The organism is Primorskyibacter sp. S87, assembly GCF_049801055.1.
GTDB lineage: Bacteria > Pseudomonadota > Alphaproteobacteria > Rhodobacterales > Rhodobacteraceae > JBNAGF01.
Genome location: NZ_JBNAGF010000005.1, coordinates 287,534 through 301,393, shown reverse-complemented (window position 1 = coordinate 301,393; position 13,860 = coordinate 287,534). Strand labels below are relative to the sequence as shown.

Annotated in this window: 14 protein-coding genes and 1 pseudogene; 9 read left to right on the top strand and 6 right to left on the bottom strand. The window is 56.8% G+C overall.

Features of this window, described 5'->3' with window-relative positions; genetic code table 11:
- Positions 1–18 precede the first annotated feature (18 nt).
- On the bottom strand, positions 19–750 hold the full coding sequence (locus ACP15U_RS11470) for a metallophosphoesterase family protein (protein WP_425043073.1): 732 nt from the start codon (positions 748–750) through the stop codon (positions 19–21).
- Positions 751–903: 153 nt separating this feature from the next.
- Between ACP15U_RS11470 and ACP15U_RS11465 the strand changes: the two genes are divergently transcribed.
- From ACP15U_RS11465 to ACP15U_RS11435, 7 genes are all read left to right on the top strand, one after another.
- Positions 904–3,009 carry a YjbH domain-containing protein gene (locus ACP15U_RS11465; protein WP_425043072.1) on the top strand — a complete coding sequence of 702 codons (2,106 nt, stop codon included), beginning with the start codon at positions 904–906 and terminating at the stop codon, positions 3,007–3,009.
- 26 nt (positions 3,010–3,035) lie between these two features.
- Positions 3,036–3,647 (top strand): YjbF family lipoprotein, encoded by a 612-nt coding sequence (locus ACP15U_RS11460; protein ID WP_425043711.1) that lies wholly within the window; start codon positions 3,036–3,038, stop codon positions 3,645–3,647.
- 13 nt (positions 3,648–3,660) lie between these two features.
- The gene (locus ACP15U_RS11455) at positions 3,661–3,918 is read left to right on the top strand and encodes a DUF3833 family protein (RefSeq protein WP_425045280.1); all 258 of its coding nucleotides are present in this window, start codon (positions 3,661–3,663) and stop codon (positions 3,916–3,918) included.
- A 148-nt stretch (positions 3,919–4,066) separates the two neighbouring features.
- Positions 4,067–4,561 carry a redoxin family protein gene (locus ACP15U_RS11450; RefSeq protein WP_425045279.1) on the top strand — a complete coding sequence of 165 codons (495 nt, stop codon included), beginning with the start codon at positions 4,067–4,069 and terminating at the stop codon, positions 4,559–4,561.
- A 469-nt stretch (positions 4,562–5,030) separates the two neighbouring features.
- The gene (locus ACP15U_RS11445) at positions 5,031–6,305 is read left to right on the top strand and encodes a hypothetical protein (protein ID WP_425045278.1); all 1,275 of its coding nucleotides are present in this window, start codon (positions 5,031–5,033) and stop codon (positions 6,303–6,305) included.
- A gap of 2 nt (positions 6,306–6,307) precedes the next feature.
- Positions 6,308–7,078, top strand: a complete 771-nt coding sequence (locus ACP15U_RS11440) for a hypothetical protein (RefSeq protein ID WP_425045277.1) — start codon at positions 6,308–6,310, stop codon at positions 7,076–7,078.
- Positions 7,075–7,470 carry a thermonuclease family protein gene (locus ACP15U_RS11435; protein WP_425045276.1) on the top strand — a complete coding sequence of 132 codons (396 nt, stop codon included), beginning with the start codon at positions 7,075–7,077 and terminating at the stop codon, positions 7,468–7,470. The genes ACP15U_RS11440 and ACP15U_RS11435 overlap by 4 nt, the downstream gene beginning before the upstream one ends.
- A 135-nt stretch (positions 7,471–7,605) precedes the next feature.
- Here the strand turns inward: ACP15U_RS11435 and ACP15U_RS11430 are convergent, their stop codons facing one another.
- A complete protein-coding gene (locus ACP15U_RS11430; protein WP_425045275.1) occupies positions 7,606–8,052 on the bottom strand; it encodes a hypothetical protein in 447 nt (148 codons plus the stop codon).
- 95 nt (positions 8,053–8,147) lie between these two features.
- On the bottom strand, positions 8,148–8,732 hold the full coding sequence (locus ACP15U_RS11425; RefSeq protein WP_425045274.1) for a hypothetical protein: 585 nt from the start codon (positions 8,730–8,732) through the stop codon (positions 8,148–8,150).
- A gap of 521 nt (positions 8,733–9,253) precedes the next feature.
- On the opposite strand from ACP15U_RS11425, the gene ACP15U_RS11420 reads away from it, so the two are divergent.
- Positions 9,254–10,159, top strand: coding sequence for a tyrosine-type recombinase/integrase (locus ACP15U_RS11420; protein ID WP_425045273.1), 906 nt, complete (start codon positions 9,254–9,256; stop codon positions 10,157–10,159).
- 102 nt (positions 10,160–10,261) lie between these two features.
- Here the strand turns inward: ACP15U_RS11420 and ACP15U_RS11415 are convergent.
- A pseudogene (locus tag ACP15U_RS11415) lies at positions 10,262–10,658 on the bottom strand (IS5 family transposase); the annotation flags it as partial.
- A 125-nt stretch (positions 10,659–10,783) separates the two neighbouring features.
- On the opposite strand from ACP15U_RS11415, the gene ACP15U_RS11410 reads away from it, so the two are divergent.
- The gene (locus tag ACP15U_RS11410) at positions 10,784–10,957 is read left to right on the top strand and encodes a hypothetical protein (protein ID WP_425045272.1); all 174 of its coding nucleotides are present in this window, start codon (positions 10,784–10,786) and stop codon (positions 10,955–10,957) included.
- A 432-nt stretch (positions 10,958–11,389) separates the two neighbouring features.
- Here ACP15U_RS11410 and ACP15U_RS11405 read toward each other — a convergent pair whose 3' ends face one another.
- Positions 11,390–12,484, bottom strand: coding sequence for a glycosyltransferase (locus tag ACP15U_RS11405; protein ID WP_425045271.1), 1,095 nt, complete (start codon positions 12,482–12,484; stop codon positions 11,390–11,392).
- Positions 12,481–13,770 (bottom strand): oligosaccharide flippase family protein, encoded by a 1,290-nt coding sequence (locus ACP15U_RS11400; RefSeq protein ID WP_425045270.1) that lies wholly within the window; start codon positions 13,768–13,770, stop codon positions 12,481–12,483. The genes ACP15U_RS11405 and ACP15U_RS11400 overlap by 4 nt, the downstream gene beginning before the upstream one ends.
- Between the last annotated feature and the right edge of the window lie 90 nt (positions 13,771–13,860).

Genomic DNA, 13,860 nt, shown 5'->3' with positions numbered 1-13,860 from the left:
GCGGCCCCTGTGACTTGTTCACTTCATCGTCAGGAATTCTGCGGCTCCGTTGCCGATACCTGCGACGGTGAGTTTGCCTGTTGCGTATGCGCCGGTATCGACGGCGATGATGCCTTGTGTGGCTTGTGGTTCATCGATGATGGTGTGGCCGTGGGCGATCCACATGCCGTCGCGGCGTGGGGTTCTGCCGAACTCGGGATGTCCCCAGAGCAGGTGTTTGGGTTTTTGGTCTTCGAGACCGAACCTGGGATCTGCGGCAGCGTGAACAACGCCGACATTGCCGTTCACGTAAGTGAGCGGCAGGGTGCGCAGCCAGAAGATCATCTCGGATCCCATGGCGTCGCGCAGGGCGTCCCGGGCCGCTTCGAGATCCGGGCCGCGGCTGGTCTCGGTCAGCCCGGCGATGCCAAAGCTGGCCAGCGTCTGTAGGCCACCATAGCGCAGCCAGCGCGGGCCGTGCTCGATCGGGTTTTCGAGGAAGGACAGCAGCATGTCTTCGTGGTTGCCCTTGATGCAATAGGTGTTTGGGCGTCCAAAGAGCTGGCGCAGCACCCCGGCACTTTCCTCGCCCCGGTCCACGTAGTCCCCCACCAGCACCACCGGATGCTGTGGCACAAGCTTGCTGAGCAGCCGACCAAGCAGGTCGGATCGGCCATGCACGTCACCGATCAGGTAGAACGGCACGTCAGGTGCGATGGACGGGTAGATCGGAGAATTGCCGGTTCCCTTGGCAATCCATGATTTCAGCATGCTCGAGCTCCGTTTTGGCAACGGCTGGTTGTGGTAAATCTAGCGCAGTTGCGCCGGAAGTGATACGCGCACCGCGCCAATTTGTGAAGCTTTCCGGCCAATTTGGTAAAGCTCTTAAAAAACAAAATGATAATGTTGAGTGAGCAGGTTTAGATGCGTATTGCCGCATGCGCGATACTGGGATTCGGCTGTGTATTGCTGGCCGAGGATTCCGTGCGCGCGCAGAATTTGTCGACCTATGGGACGCCGGGCCTGATCGACATGCCGTCGGCAGAAGTGCTGCCAACGGCCAATCTTGCGTTTACGGGCGCCGCCTTCAAGGACACTGCGCGCGGGACAATTACGTTCCAGATGCTGCCCTGGGTCTATGGCTCGTTTCGGTATTCCTACATCAAGGATTTCAACCGAGGCGGTGCCGAAAGCCGGTATGACCGGAGCTTCGACATCCACTTTCGCCTGCGCGAGGAAACCGCCCGGGGTCCGGCAATCGGCGTTGGCTTTCGCGATTTCGGCGGCACCGGGATCTATGGCAGTGAATATGTCGTTCTGACCAAGACCTTTGCCGAGCGCTGGAAAGTGACCGGCGGCATGGGTTGGGGCCGGCTAGGCCAACGCAACAGTTTCAAGAACCCGCTGGCGGTGTTTGATGACAAGTTCGAAACGCGGCCGCCGCGTGGAACAGGCTCTACAGGCGGTAAACTGGCCTATGATCAGTGGTTCCGCGGTCCGGCCGCCTTGTTTGGCGGATTGGAGTATCGCCTGAACGACCGGCTTTCCCTTTTGGCCGAATACTCTTCGGACGAATATCAGGAAGAGAAGCAGAAGATCGGGTTTGATGCCGATTTCCCCCTGAACTTCGGGGTCAACTACAAGTTTCGCAACGGCGTCAACATGAACGCCTCTTACATGTACGGCAACACGCTGGGCCTGCAGCTCTCCTATGCCTTCGATCCGCGCAACCCGCTGGCGCCGGGCGGGCTGGACCGCGCGGCCCCGGCGCTGAAGCCGCAGAACCAGGTCGCCGCCGAGAGCTGGAACCTGCCCGACCAGGACAGCGACATGACGGCCCGCGATGTGCTGCGGGCGCGGCTCGACAAGCAGGGCCTGCGGATGACCGGCTATGGGGTCGAGGGCAACCGCGCCATTGTCGAGATCGAGAACAACCGCTTTTCCGCCTCGGCGCAGGCGGCGGGCCGCACCGCGCGCACGATGGCAAACACGCTGGACCCGTCGATCGAGGTGTTTGATATCACGCTTCTGAAGAACGGCGTGCCGATCAACACCATCGAGACCCAGCGCAGCGATCTCTACGAGCTGGAAAACGATGTGGATGGCGCATGGCGCACGCTGGCGCGCTCGGTGATCCGGGATGAGCCTTACGGGTTGCCGCCGGGCACGGTGCCGGGTGCCTTTCCACATACCGGGTATCGCTTCGGCCCTTACCTGCGTCTGTCGTTCTTCGATCCGGACAACCCGCTGCGCTATGAGTTGGGGGCCGAGTTCAAGGGCGACTATGTCGTGCAGCCGGGCCTGTTCCTGACCGGTGCCCTGCGGGTGCCGATCATCGGTAATCTCGACGAGACCACCCGGGTCTCGGACTCGGTCCTGCCCCATGTGCGATCAGACTGGGCGGAATACGCGCGCAACCAGTCCAGCGTGTATGTCCAGCGCCTGACCGCGGCCTATCTCTGGCGTCCGGGTGAGGATCTGTTTGCGCGGGTCTCGGGCGGGTATCTCGAAGAGATGTTCGGCGGGGTTTCGGCCGAGATGCTGTGGTATCCCAATGACAGCCGCCTCGCGCTGGGGGCCGAGATCAACTATGCCAAAAAGCGTGACTATGACATGCTGTTCGGCTTCCAGAGCTATGACGTCGTGACCGGTCACGGCTCGATGTACTACGATCTGGGCAACGAGTATAACCTGCAGATCGATGCGGGCCGCTACCTTGCCGGGGATTGGGGCGCGACCTTCACGCTCGACAAGGAGTTCAACAACGGCTTCAAGGTCGGCGCCTTTGCCACCTTCACCAATGTCAGTGCCGAAGAGTTCGGTGAGGGATCGTTCGACAAGGGGATCCGGTTCGAGGTTCCGGTGTCGTGGCTGACCGGCAAGCCGACGCGGTCGACGGTCAAGCAGACAATCCGGCCGGTTCTGCGCGATGGCGGGGCGCGGCTGATCGTCGACAACCGGCTGCATGAATACACCAGAGACGAGCGCGCCGGGCGGCTGGTTGGACAATGGGGGCGGTTCTACAGATGAGACGAACGCTGGCCCTTGCCTTGCTGATGCCGCTGCTGGCGATGACCAGTGGCTGCGCCAATGACAGCAACGATTTCGTCGAGCTTCAGGCATTGCTGCAGCCCGGCAAGGCCCAGCCCGACCCGCGCATCCAGCCGCTGCTGGATGCGGATGCGCCGCGGCTGCAGGTGGGCTTTCTGGACAGCGGGCTGGCAGGCGTGATGCTGTTGGAGAACAGCCGCGACGGGGTGCGGACCTGGCTGTCGGTGGATGGCGCCACGCTTTTGACCCGGCAGGGCATGATCGTGGGCGAGCGCGGCTTTGGCGCGGGGCTGATGGCCTCGGACATCGCGCAGTCGATGGATGCGGTGCTGGGCGGGTACAGAGCCGAAACCGTGCGCTTCCACTCCTTCCTGACCGGCAACGACCGGACCGAAATGCGCAGCTACAAATGCGTGGTGGAAAACCGCGGCGACAAGATCGTGACGATCCGGGGAACCCCAACCTCCACCCGGATGATGCGCGAGACCTGCAACAGCACCGATCAGAACTTCGTCAATGTCTACTGGATCAGCAACACCTCAGGCCAGATCGTCCAGTCAAGACAATGGCTCGGCGACTTCGCTGGCGTCGTCACAACAAGGCAGGTGTCAGAATAAACAGAGCTGCACTTTGAGCCGGGACACGTTCAAAGCGACGGCTGACGACATCGTCGGAGAAGCGATGGGAGGCATCTCCGGCACAACCGAGAAGCTGAGCTACAAGATCGTTCTTTCCGAAGGCGCCGGTGGACATGTTCTGAACATCACCGACTGGATGTACCAGACCGGCAACGGAACAATCATGAACAGATCCAAGATGCGCAAATTCGGTCTAACGGTCGCCGAGCTAGTCGCCACCATGCGCCAGAACCCTGAGTCCCAGCACTGAAGACATAGACGGTCAGGTCTCCAGCTATCTCCTTTTAGCGATCATCACGTCTGGCACTCACTAAATCGGGTAAATCCACCAAGGGATATTGCAACTCAGAGGGAGTGTTCTAAGTGCCACATTACGGTTCGCAATGAGAGTACAATAGATGGCTGTTTCAACAGGTGACAAACTACCAGATGCGAAGTTCCAGGTCTTTGGAGATCAAGGACCTTACGAGGTGACGACTGATGAGGTGTTTTCCGGTAGGCGGGTCGCGGCCTTTTCCATGCCGGGGGCTTTCACAAGGGGATGTAGCGCCGTCCACTTGCCGTCGGTGGTTTCAGCGACCAACAAGTTAAAAGAAGCCGGGCTGGATGATGTTGTGATCCTCAGCGTAAATGATCCCTTCGTTTTGCGTGCATGGGGAGAGTCCACTGGCGCGTTCGCCGCAGGAATAAAGTTGCTGGCTGATGCCAGTGCCAGTTTCACAGAGGCTCTGGGAATGACTTTCTCTCACCCTCCAACGGGACTTCTCAATCGATCCCGACGCTTTTCAATGCTGGCCGAAAATCGGGTCGTCACGATTGTAAACGTCGAACCAGGACTGGACATCGCCTGTTCCACTGGCGAGGTACTGTTGGAACAGGTTTTAGGAAGTTAGCCCTCTAGGCGTTTGAGACCTCGGGCTGCGATCAGGCCAAAGTCGCGAACAAGCCGAGGCCGCTGTGCGATAACGGCTCGTCTTTCGTGGCGTCCAGGAGCGGAGTCGCGAAAGCTGTCAGGTCGCATCTGGACCACTACATCTGGAGGCTTTCCACTTGCTCGAAGCCAGGGAGCCAAGGGCTCGCCGAGCGGCTGCCGCACTGGTTGGGGAATAAACCGAGGACGTTCTGGCACTCTTCCACCTTAGCCGGCTGCTTTCTCGTCAAGAGGGGGCAGAAATAGAGATGTTGAGCTATTCCAGCTAAACTGGTCCCCTTTCTCACGTTATCGGGCGTTTGAGTCAAAAACCCCGGGGAGGTCTCCCTCAAAAATGCCCGAAATACCAAAAAGATTGGCAGCTTCTCGCAATACTCATCGAGCGTCTGACCTTACCTACGCTCTGATTTGCAATTGGAGCTTGAATTTCGATGGTTGATGAAAGCGGACGGTTGACGGCCGAAGAGGCGAAAGGCCTTCGGACGGCCAAGGAGCTTGAAGGACACCTGGTCTGGCTCGATACGTTCACACCCGCAGCTTTGGGCGTTCTGGCCATCGCATCCGGCATTTACACCTACCTCGGTGTTTCCTCGCTTCTGGAGGACAACGGAGCAGTGTCCTTCTTCGCCGCTGTGGCCTACTCGATTGCCGTATCGGTCGGCATTTTTGTGTTCTGGAGCTACATGCTGCGGCTTCTGCCTTCGATGCGCAGCGCAGGTGGATTCATTGGCCTGACTGTATCAACGATGGTCGGCTCGCTCGCGATCATCGCCATGTCCAGTTGGCTGAACGCGGCCGCGCTCGCAGGTTCGGCTGCAGTTGAGCAGCACCTGGAAAACACTGTTCGGGACTACCAGACCGCTGTTGAGCAGGCGCATGATATTGCCTTGCGTGGGCAGGCTCTGGGGCGTGAAGTGGAACGCGCGCGTCAAAGTTTTGAAGAACTGGCAGAGCTGGAACAGTCGGGCAGCCTGTCCGGAACCGCCGGTCGAGGCGCCGTGTTCCGCGTTCTGACCCAGAAAACCGAGGAACTGCGCAACCTTGAAGAGCAGATCGCAGCCCAGCAGCCCCTGATCGAGGACGCATTTGCAGATGGCAACGAGATCCTGGGGCGCATGCGGGAACTCACAGTGGCGCCGGGGCCCGTCGATAAGCGGTCGGTACAGTTCTCCGAGGAGAGCGTGAAACTGGCTGGCGTTCTGTCCCAGTTGAATCAGTACAGCGTGGCGCCGCTGGTCGTGCGGGCTGCGGCGGACCTGCCTGCTTCGGTGGTTTTGCCGGAACTGGACGGCAGAAACTCGACTGTACGCGATGCCCAGTCCGCCACGATCACTTCCGTGCTCGACGCGCTCGACCAACGTAGCAAGACGTTGAAAGACGCCGCAGAGGAAGTGCTGGAAATGGAGCCGCCGATCGAGACGGCCTATAATCCGATTTCCAGTGCGGATGCCGTCATCCGCTACGCCCACAACTTTGTCCCGTCTTGGGCGGGCGCGATTGCGATCGACCTGCTTCCGGCCGTCCTGGTATTTGTTCTGGCCATCACTCAGGCCGCTATCCGAAGTGGACGCGACGGCATGAGCATCGAGGAAACCCTCACACTGGCGGATCTGAAGGCGGCCATGAACGCCATGAAGGATGTTGAACTGACAATGGGTGCCGCGGATGCGGCGATCCAGGAGCGCTCCACTGCGAAGGATGCTTAAGGATGCGGTTCCTTCCAAAGTTTGGTCCCAGGACGGGGCTGAAATATGTGCTCCTTGCTCAACTGGCTCTGGCAGGGCTGCTGATCACCACGGATGTGATTGGCAGCATCCAAAGCCCATTCCGCGAGAAGCTGGTGCTGCCAACCGGTCCTGTGTCTCCTGGTGATCAAAGGCGGGAATACCGGACGGATAAGCCGGTTCTGAGGTTGACCGAGCCTGGTGAGCTGGCGTTGCCAGACCGCTTCCCGGCCAGGCTCACGTTCACGAAAAGTTACATAGATGGAATTGGTATAGTCCTTCTCCTGACCGGAGCCATCGAAGAAGGCGACGCAGACCGGTTCGAAAGGCATCTGGCTGGTATGAATGAAACGCCAGCGCTCGTTGCCCTGCACAGCCCCGGCGGGTTGGTTGGCGAAGCTCAGTTGATCGGCAGGCAGATCCGGGAGGCGAACCTGGTCACTGGGGTGACACCTGGCGCCTCCTGCGTGTCCAGTTGTCCCTACATTCTGGCAGGCGGCCTGGAACGGCTCGTCTCACGACGCGGCATAGTTGGCATGCACCAGCACTACTATGAGCAGCCGAGGCTCATTCCCGTCATGTTTGCCGTTGCGGACATACAGGTCAGCCAGGGAGAAACGATGGCGTTTCTCATCGAAATGGGGGTGGACCCGTCCCTGATGATCTATTCGCTCAAGACCCCGCCAGAGGAGATCTACGCCCTGGTCGAAGATGAGCTGGCAAAGACGAATATTGCAACCGAGATCGTCGAATGATCAGACATGTGATGATGGTCGTACTTGCACTTTCTGCCACGCCGCTTCTGGCCGGTGGGGTGCAGGTGCGGGACGCCGATACAATTGTTGTCAGTGGAACACCTGTGCGCCTTCAAGGCGTGGATGCGCCAGAGTTGGGCACCGCAGCCGGTCGCGATGCGAGGCGCTGGATGGTCAATTACCTTGGTGGAAAACGTGTCACCTGCGATCTGACGGGTGAGCGAACCCATGACCGGTTTGTCGGGGTGTGTTATGCCGATGGCAATGACATCGGGGCTGCCGTCATTGCAGCGGGTCACGCTCTGGACTGCCGGAGGTATAGCGGCGGTCGGTATCGCCACCTGGAGACACCCGCGGCGAAGTCACGGCTCCGTCGAGCCGGGTATTGTTAAGCCAGTCTCCGCAGGGTTTCAATAGTCAGACATGCCATCCCAAAATGCCTAATCGGGCTTATGGGCCGCCCACACTCAAAACATGATATGCTTAATTAACAATTTCTTACACAGGACGAACTCCCGCGACTCTACCTAAGGTAGTATTTGGCTTTGTTTCGGGAAACCAGACTGAATCTTGATCCAGCGGTTCAGGGCCTTGCGCCGCTGAGCTTCCGCCTCACGTCGATATCGGGTTGTAAGGCGCAACCTGTTCTCTCCGGCCGAAGCATTCAATCGGTCAATCCTCCTGGCAACCCGAACCAGGGCCCGGAGGTCTTCATCCAAGGAGGCAATTGCTTCCTTTGGAAACCCGTCGAAAAGCCCCTTCTCCTCCCTGCCCAGTTCAAGGCTCTGCACAGCCTCGGCTTCAGCAACACGCGCCCGTTCGAGCCTGACTTCTGCTTCGGCTAGGGAAAGGGCGGCCTGGTACCTTGTATCCGAAGAAAACGGGTCAGGCCAAGCCTCCGGATCGTCCAGGATGATCCGGTACCATTTCTCAACTTGGTCGAAAGCCAGAGGAGACGTCAGCCCGTGTCTCATAGCGTTGCGGGACACCTTGTCTTTACCGGCCCTGGTCTTTGGTCCGGTGCTGGCACGAGCATTGCCGCGATTGGCCGATATCTGGCGCTCAGTTGTCATTTATCAGGCAACAGGGTTGCATCCTCAATCGGCGGTGTTGCGACCGCCTTCAACCTGTCAAAATCTTCGCGAAGGCGGCGGCGCCGGATCTCTAGCTCGGCCAATTTGCGCTCGTGGGGTTCTAGGGATTTTGTGGCAGATTTATACGCAGCGGCCAGCAATTCGCCAGGATCGATGCCTTGGTCCTGCAGCCATCGAAGCGCAACTCCGTGGTTCTCGGACGTGCGATCCAGAAAAATGGTCGTCAAGGCCGATCCCTCCTCAGTCTGGTAATTACCGTATCCAAGAGTACCCACTTCACCTTTTTCAAAGGTGCCTTCGGCAAACTTCCTGAGTTGAGTACGTAGCAGGCTGTCCCTGATCCGTCGGTGACGATGCACCTCCCACTCCAGGGCCACGAGGTTTTCGGCCAGAGTTATTTCGTAGGGTGAAGAAGGTGCCAGGTCCAGCAGGAACGCCTGTCGAAGATCTTCGAAACTCAGGGCGTCTTCTCCGGCAAACAACACCATGCGCGGGATCAGATCGAGAACCGCGTTCTCCGCCTTTTCCTTATGTTGCTCTGGCAGGTTGTCTGTGGCCATCTCTTTCGAATCGCTGCGTCTTACCTTCAGTCGAATTCAGCATAGCGTTCCCGAAATGTTCTATCAACATTTATACAAGATAGTGTAGCAACAACTCAGCGCGCTACTAAACATGTCCGTGCCAGACTGTTTTGAGCGGGCTATCCTGTACAACTGTTCAAGCTCCAAATGAATCACTGAAGGCAACCTACAGCATCAGGAATCCGGGTGATCGCCATTAGGCCTTGCCGACCTATTTGCATGGATCAGAATCCCCGGAACATTGTCGGGAGAGACCGTGAATTCGATGCCTGCAGTTTCAAGAACAGTTTTGATGGCCAAGATGGAACTCTTTCTCACTTTTTCATCTCCCCCATCCGCCTCGGCAGTCTGGATGGTGCGAAGTGATAGCCCTGCTTGTTTTCCTAAGAATAAGGCAGACCATCCAAGAGCGCTTCTCGCACTTCTGATCTGTGCTGATGTTATCATTTGCACTCATTGATCTAACTTGCGCATTTTACGCAAGTATGTAGTATTTATGCATGTCAATATTACTCGACCACGATTGGCGGCAGGAATTCAACCGTCTCCAAGGCGCTTATTCGTCCTCCACCATGCGTGGGTACTACAGTGACACTGAGGCCTTCGTCACTTGGTGTGCAACGGAAGGACTACCGACGCCCTTCCCGGCCAGTGTGGAAACCGTCTGCCTGTTTCTGGAAGATCAGGGCAAATCGCTAGCACCCTCGACAGTCAGACGCAGACTCTACGCCATTCGCAAAGTTCATCGGCTGCTACGCCTTCCGGACCCCACTTACGATGAAGACATCAATCTGGCCTTCAGGCGGGTCAAACGCAGCAAACCGATCCGTCCGAAACAGGCCAAGGGTCTGACCAAAGACTATCTGGATCAGTTTCTAAAAAATGAACCTGACACACCGTGGGGGTTGCGCAACCGGGCCATGCTTTCCCTAGGCTATGAGTTGCTGACCCGCCGCGCTGAGCTGGTGGCGCTGCTCGCCGAGGATATCGAAGAGCTCGGGGATGGAACGCTACGGGTTTTGATCCGTCGCAGCAAGTCGGATCCGTTTGGCGCGGGAAGAACCGCCTTCACCTCTCAGCGCACTGCCAGGTTTGTTCGCGATTGGCTGGACTGGCGGGGAGATTACATCCCCTGGCTGTTCTGCCCGATCTACCAAGGCAAAGCGGTCAATCGCGATCTGAGTACGACAACCGTCAAGCGCTTAATCAAGGACGCTGCAACACGTGCTGGGTTGGATGCCGCAGAAGTCAATGCATTCAGCGGGCATTCCTTACGTGTCGGCGCGGCTCAGGATCTGCTGAAGAGAGGCTTCGACACTGCGGCCATCATGCGGGCGGGCGGGTGGAAGTCGATTGGCGTGCTAACCCGGTATCTTGAAAATGCGGAGCACAATGTTTGGGTATGATGTAGGGCATTGTGTGTAAGCCAAGGAAAATGCCCTCCAAATTCACCGCTACACTATGAGAGTTATTACTCGCTGGAGTTTTGGAACCGCTTAAGATCAAGACAAGGGGCGACCGACAGCGTCAGTGACGGCGTGCAGTTTGGAATCCATCCCGCCTTGGATCGGCCATACAAGCGGTCACGCCCCCTTTTTCAGGCCCAGGCTGGAGGCCATGCGGTGTGTCTTGAGATACGTCGCGTCAATCATCAGGGTCTCGGTCCGGCCGCCTTGATCGACCAGTTCCAGAAGCATCCGAGCGAAGATGCCTTTCTCGCTCCATCGCTTCCACCGGCTGTAGAGTGTCTTGTGCGGGCCATATCCCGCAGGCGAGTTCCGCCAGCGCAAACCATTGCGATTGATGAAGATAATGCCGCTCAACGCGCGGCTTGCCGTGGGACTTCGGGAAGAATGGTTCCAGCTTGGCCATCTGGGCATCGCTCAGCCAGAAGAGGTCGTTCATGTTACCGCTCCGTTGTTCGAGCCGTGAATTATGACCAGGGGGAAGATTCAGTGCATCCTGACCCTAGGTTCGTGCTATTATTGCCTTATATGCTCCCAGAACCCATGCAGTGTAGGCGAACAGAAATGTTAGGTTTCTTCAAAAACATGTTTGAAGCTATCTGGGCTTCACAATCCCTCAAAATACAAAACGACGAAGTGACTCGATTGGACACGGCGCTTCATTTAGGAGACGAGCCAATTATTTCCAAGGCAGATTCAATGCCTTGGGAACGAGATGAAAATGAAGCCTTGTATTGAGATCTTTAGTTTGTGTTATCGGCGCTGCATTCGGCGCCACCAAGCGGCTGCGCGCAGAAGTGTCTAGCCCCATTTTTGGCCATTTCGGATTAGAGTTTCGGGGACTGGTGGGCGCATGTTGAGGGCCAGATGCGGTCGGGTGGAGTTGTATTGCCTGAGCCCCTGACTGGAGTTCCTCCAGTTTTGTGTAGAGTCCGCCCGACCAAAGGACGGACCAATGAAGATGAGGCTCACCGGCGAACAGATCATTCAGATGATCAAGGAGCAGGAAGCCGGCAAACGGGCTGTTGACGTGCGCAGGCACGTCGTATGCTGACACCCCAGATTGCCCTCAGATCATCAACAAGTTCGCGGCGACGAGCAGGCCTTAGAGCTTTAGTTTGATAACTTCCAGCAACATCGCCTGAGTAAACTCAACTCATACATTATTCGTTACGCCGCTCTCCGTTCATAGAGTTTCTCATATAATTCTAGAAAACGTTTACTCATTTTTTCCCGAGAGAATTCAGACTCAAACCGCTTGCGCCCGTCCATTCCTATTCGCAGCATCTCTTTTGAATCGGTCAATAGACCATCCAAAGCTCTCGCAAGCGCCTTGGGGTTATTAACCGGTACAGTCAAACCACTGGCATTGACCCAAGGGACACCACTACCAGGGATGTCAGTCGAAACGACGGCAAGCCCCGCACGCATTGCCTCCAGCAAAACAACACCAAAGGCTTCCCGCCGATTAACGGAAGGCAGGCAAAAAATTGCGGCCTCAGCATATAGTGTTTGAAGGCGATCAACATCTACTCGGCCCATAAACTCGATTCGATCAGAGACGCCAATTCGCTTCGCTTGGGCTTTCAACGCTTCTTCGTCTGGGCCCACCCCAACAATGCGAACCGTTGTTTCGCTCTGCATATGAGCGACAGCCTCTATCAACACCTTCAGTCCTTTATAGGGCACCAGTCGACCGACAAAGAGCACATCCCGCCTAGGAATCGGTTGAATATCGGGGGTAAAATCGATGTCGTTGATCCCAATTGGAATGAACTCAACTCGATTCTGAGAATGGGTCAGCGTTCGCGAAGCCGTGCCATATGCCTCTGATGTAGTCACCACCCTGTCGGCCCGACGCAACAGTACGTGTTCTACAGGACGTACAAGGTAACCTAGCAACCCTTTCCTCTCGATATCTGCATGCCAATGAACCACCACTTTGACTTGGCGTGGTACTCGCAGCACGGCCAGCGCTGCAAACACGTTGGGTGTGTGTACATGTACCACGTCAGCATTCTCCGCCGCGCACGCGCAGGTTTTCAAATAGCTTGCAGACAGGGGTTGCGAAGACTTCTCGGCCTGAACCTTCATTCGTCTAATGGTCAGGCGTCCTTGTTTGTCCACTCGAGCCATGTCGCGGGTAAAACATACCACCTCAACTTCGTGCCCAGCGGCGGCGTGGTCCTCGGCTAAGGCTTCAGTAACGCTTTCGATGCCACCATATTCTGGCGGAAAAAACTTTGCAAAATGCACGATCTTCATGAAGCGATTTCTCCTAGAAATATCAGCGAGGCCGCGCCCACGGTGCAAAAGCCCACCGTCATCCAAAGGCGGGTGAAGCGGTAACCCAGTCTAGAGGAAGACCAGCATTGAACTGTGTAGTAACCAACCATTAATCCAAAATGACCAAGGACAAAGGCAAGCAGTGTATTTTCAACATTTCCTGACTGAGCGCTGCTCCAAGCCCAAAACGCAAGCAAACTTAGCCCGCCTCCAAGATAGGGCCCTGTTTTTCGTGCTACTCTCCCCGCAATCTGCAACCTTGAATTGATCAAGTCGTTGAGCGCAATGGCTGACCATAGGATGGTCTGCACCAGCAGGATCAGGCCTTCGGTACGGTAAACTGTAAAGGTCTCTGTGAAGCGCTGCCCCAAAAGCCAGCCAAGGTGGGGCTCCAGCAACCAGAAAGACAGCGCCATCGTGGTCACTCCTAGCACAATCACCGACGCTCGTTTGCGAAGAATCTCGTCCGACCAAGAGAATAACTGTCGGAAAAAACCGATGGTCAGCACCTGATGGCCCACTAGCGGTAGCGTAGTAGCGCGATATAGCACAGCATACAATCCCACGGCTTCAACCCCTGAAATCTGCCCAAGCAGCAACCGTCCAGAGGAAGTGATGACCACTGCAAGAACACTGGTAACCATCAGTGGCAGCCCCAATGCTATGTTTCGCTTTAAGTCGGCCAACGTACAGGCGCCCTCGCGACTTTGTCGGAATTGCGTCAGTGTTACGGTCAATAAAGCAGCGGCATAAAGAAAAAGCGCAAAGGAGATCGTGCCGATGGGCAATCGGTTTCCGGACAACACGATCACACCGGCGCCCGTTACAGCCACAGCCCAGAATCCGGCCTCGACAAATACAGCGCGGGTGGAATGCCCATCAGACTTAAGCGAGGTAGCCCATAGCCCCTGTAGCATTAGTACCCCAATGCCAAGAAAAACCAGCACCGGGACCGCATAAAGAGTGCCCAATCCTATCGCCGTACCCAGTGCCAGCAACAGACATCCTCCACCTAAACCCGTCAGTAAAAGCAGTAGTGTGTCCCAACGGCCCTCAATCTCGTCACGCAACCGGATCAGCGGTACAGTTCCAGTCAGGCCAAAGCAAACAACAATCGCGCCTATTGCAGCGAAGGATTGAGCCAATTCGAGTTGACCATAGCGTTCCAGTGGCAATAGATTCGACAGCAGGATTGGCGAAAAAAACAACAGCGCCCGTGCGGCAGCAAATCCCCAAAGGAAGACTATTGAGTTAAGCGCTAGCAAAGGGAACAAGCCTGAGGCAGGCTATCACTAGGGAGCTTGGGAACGAAAGAGCAGCTCGGGCAGCTCCAATTATCGGCTGTTTCCAAGGAT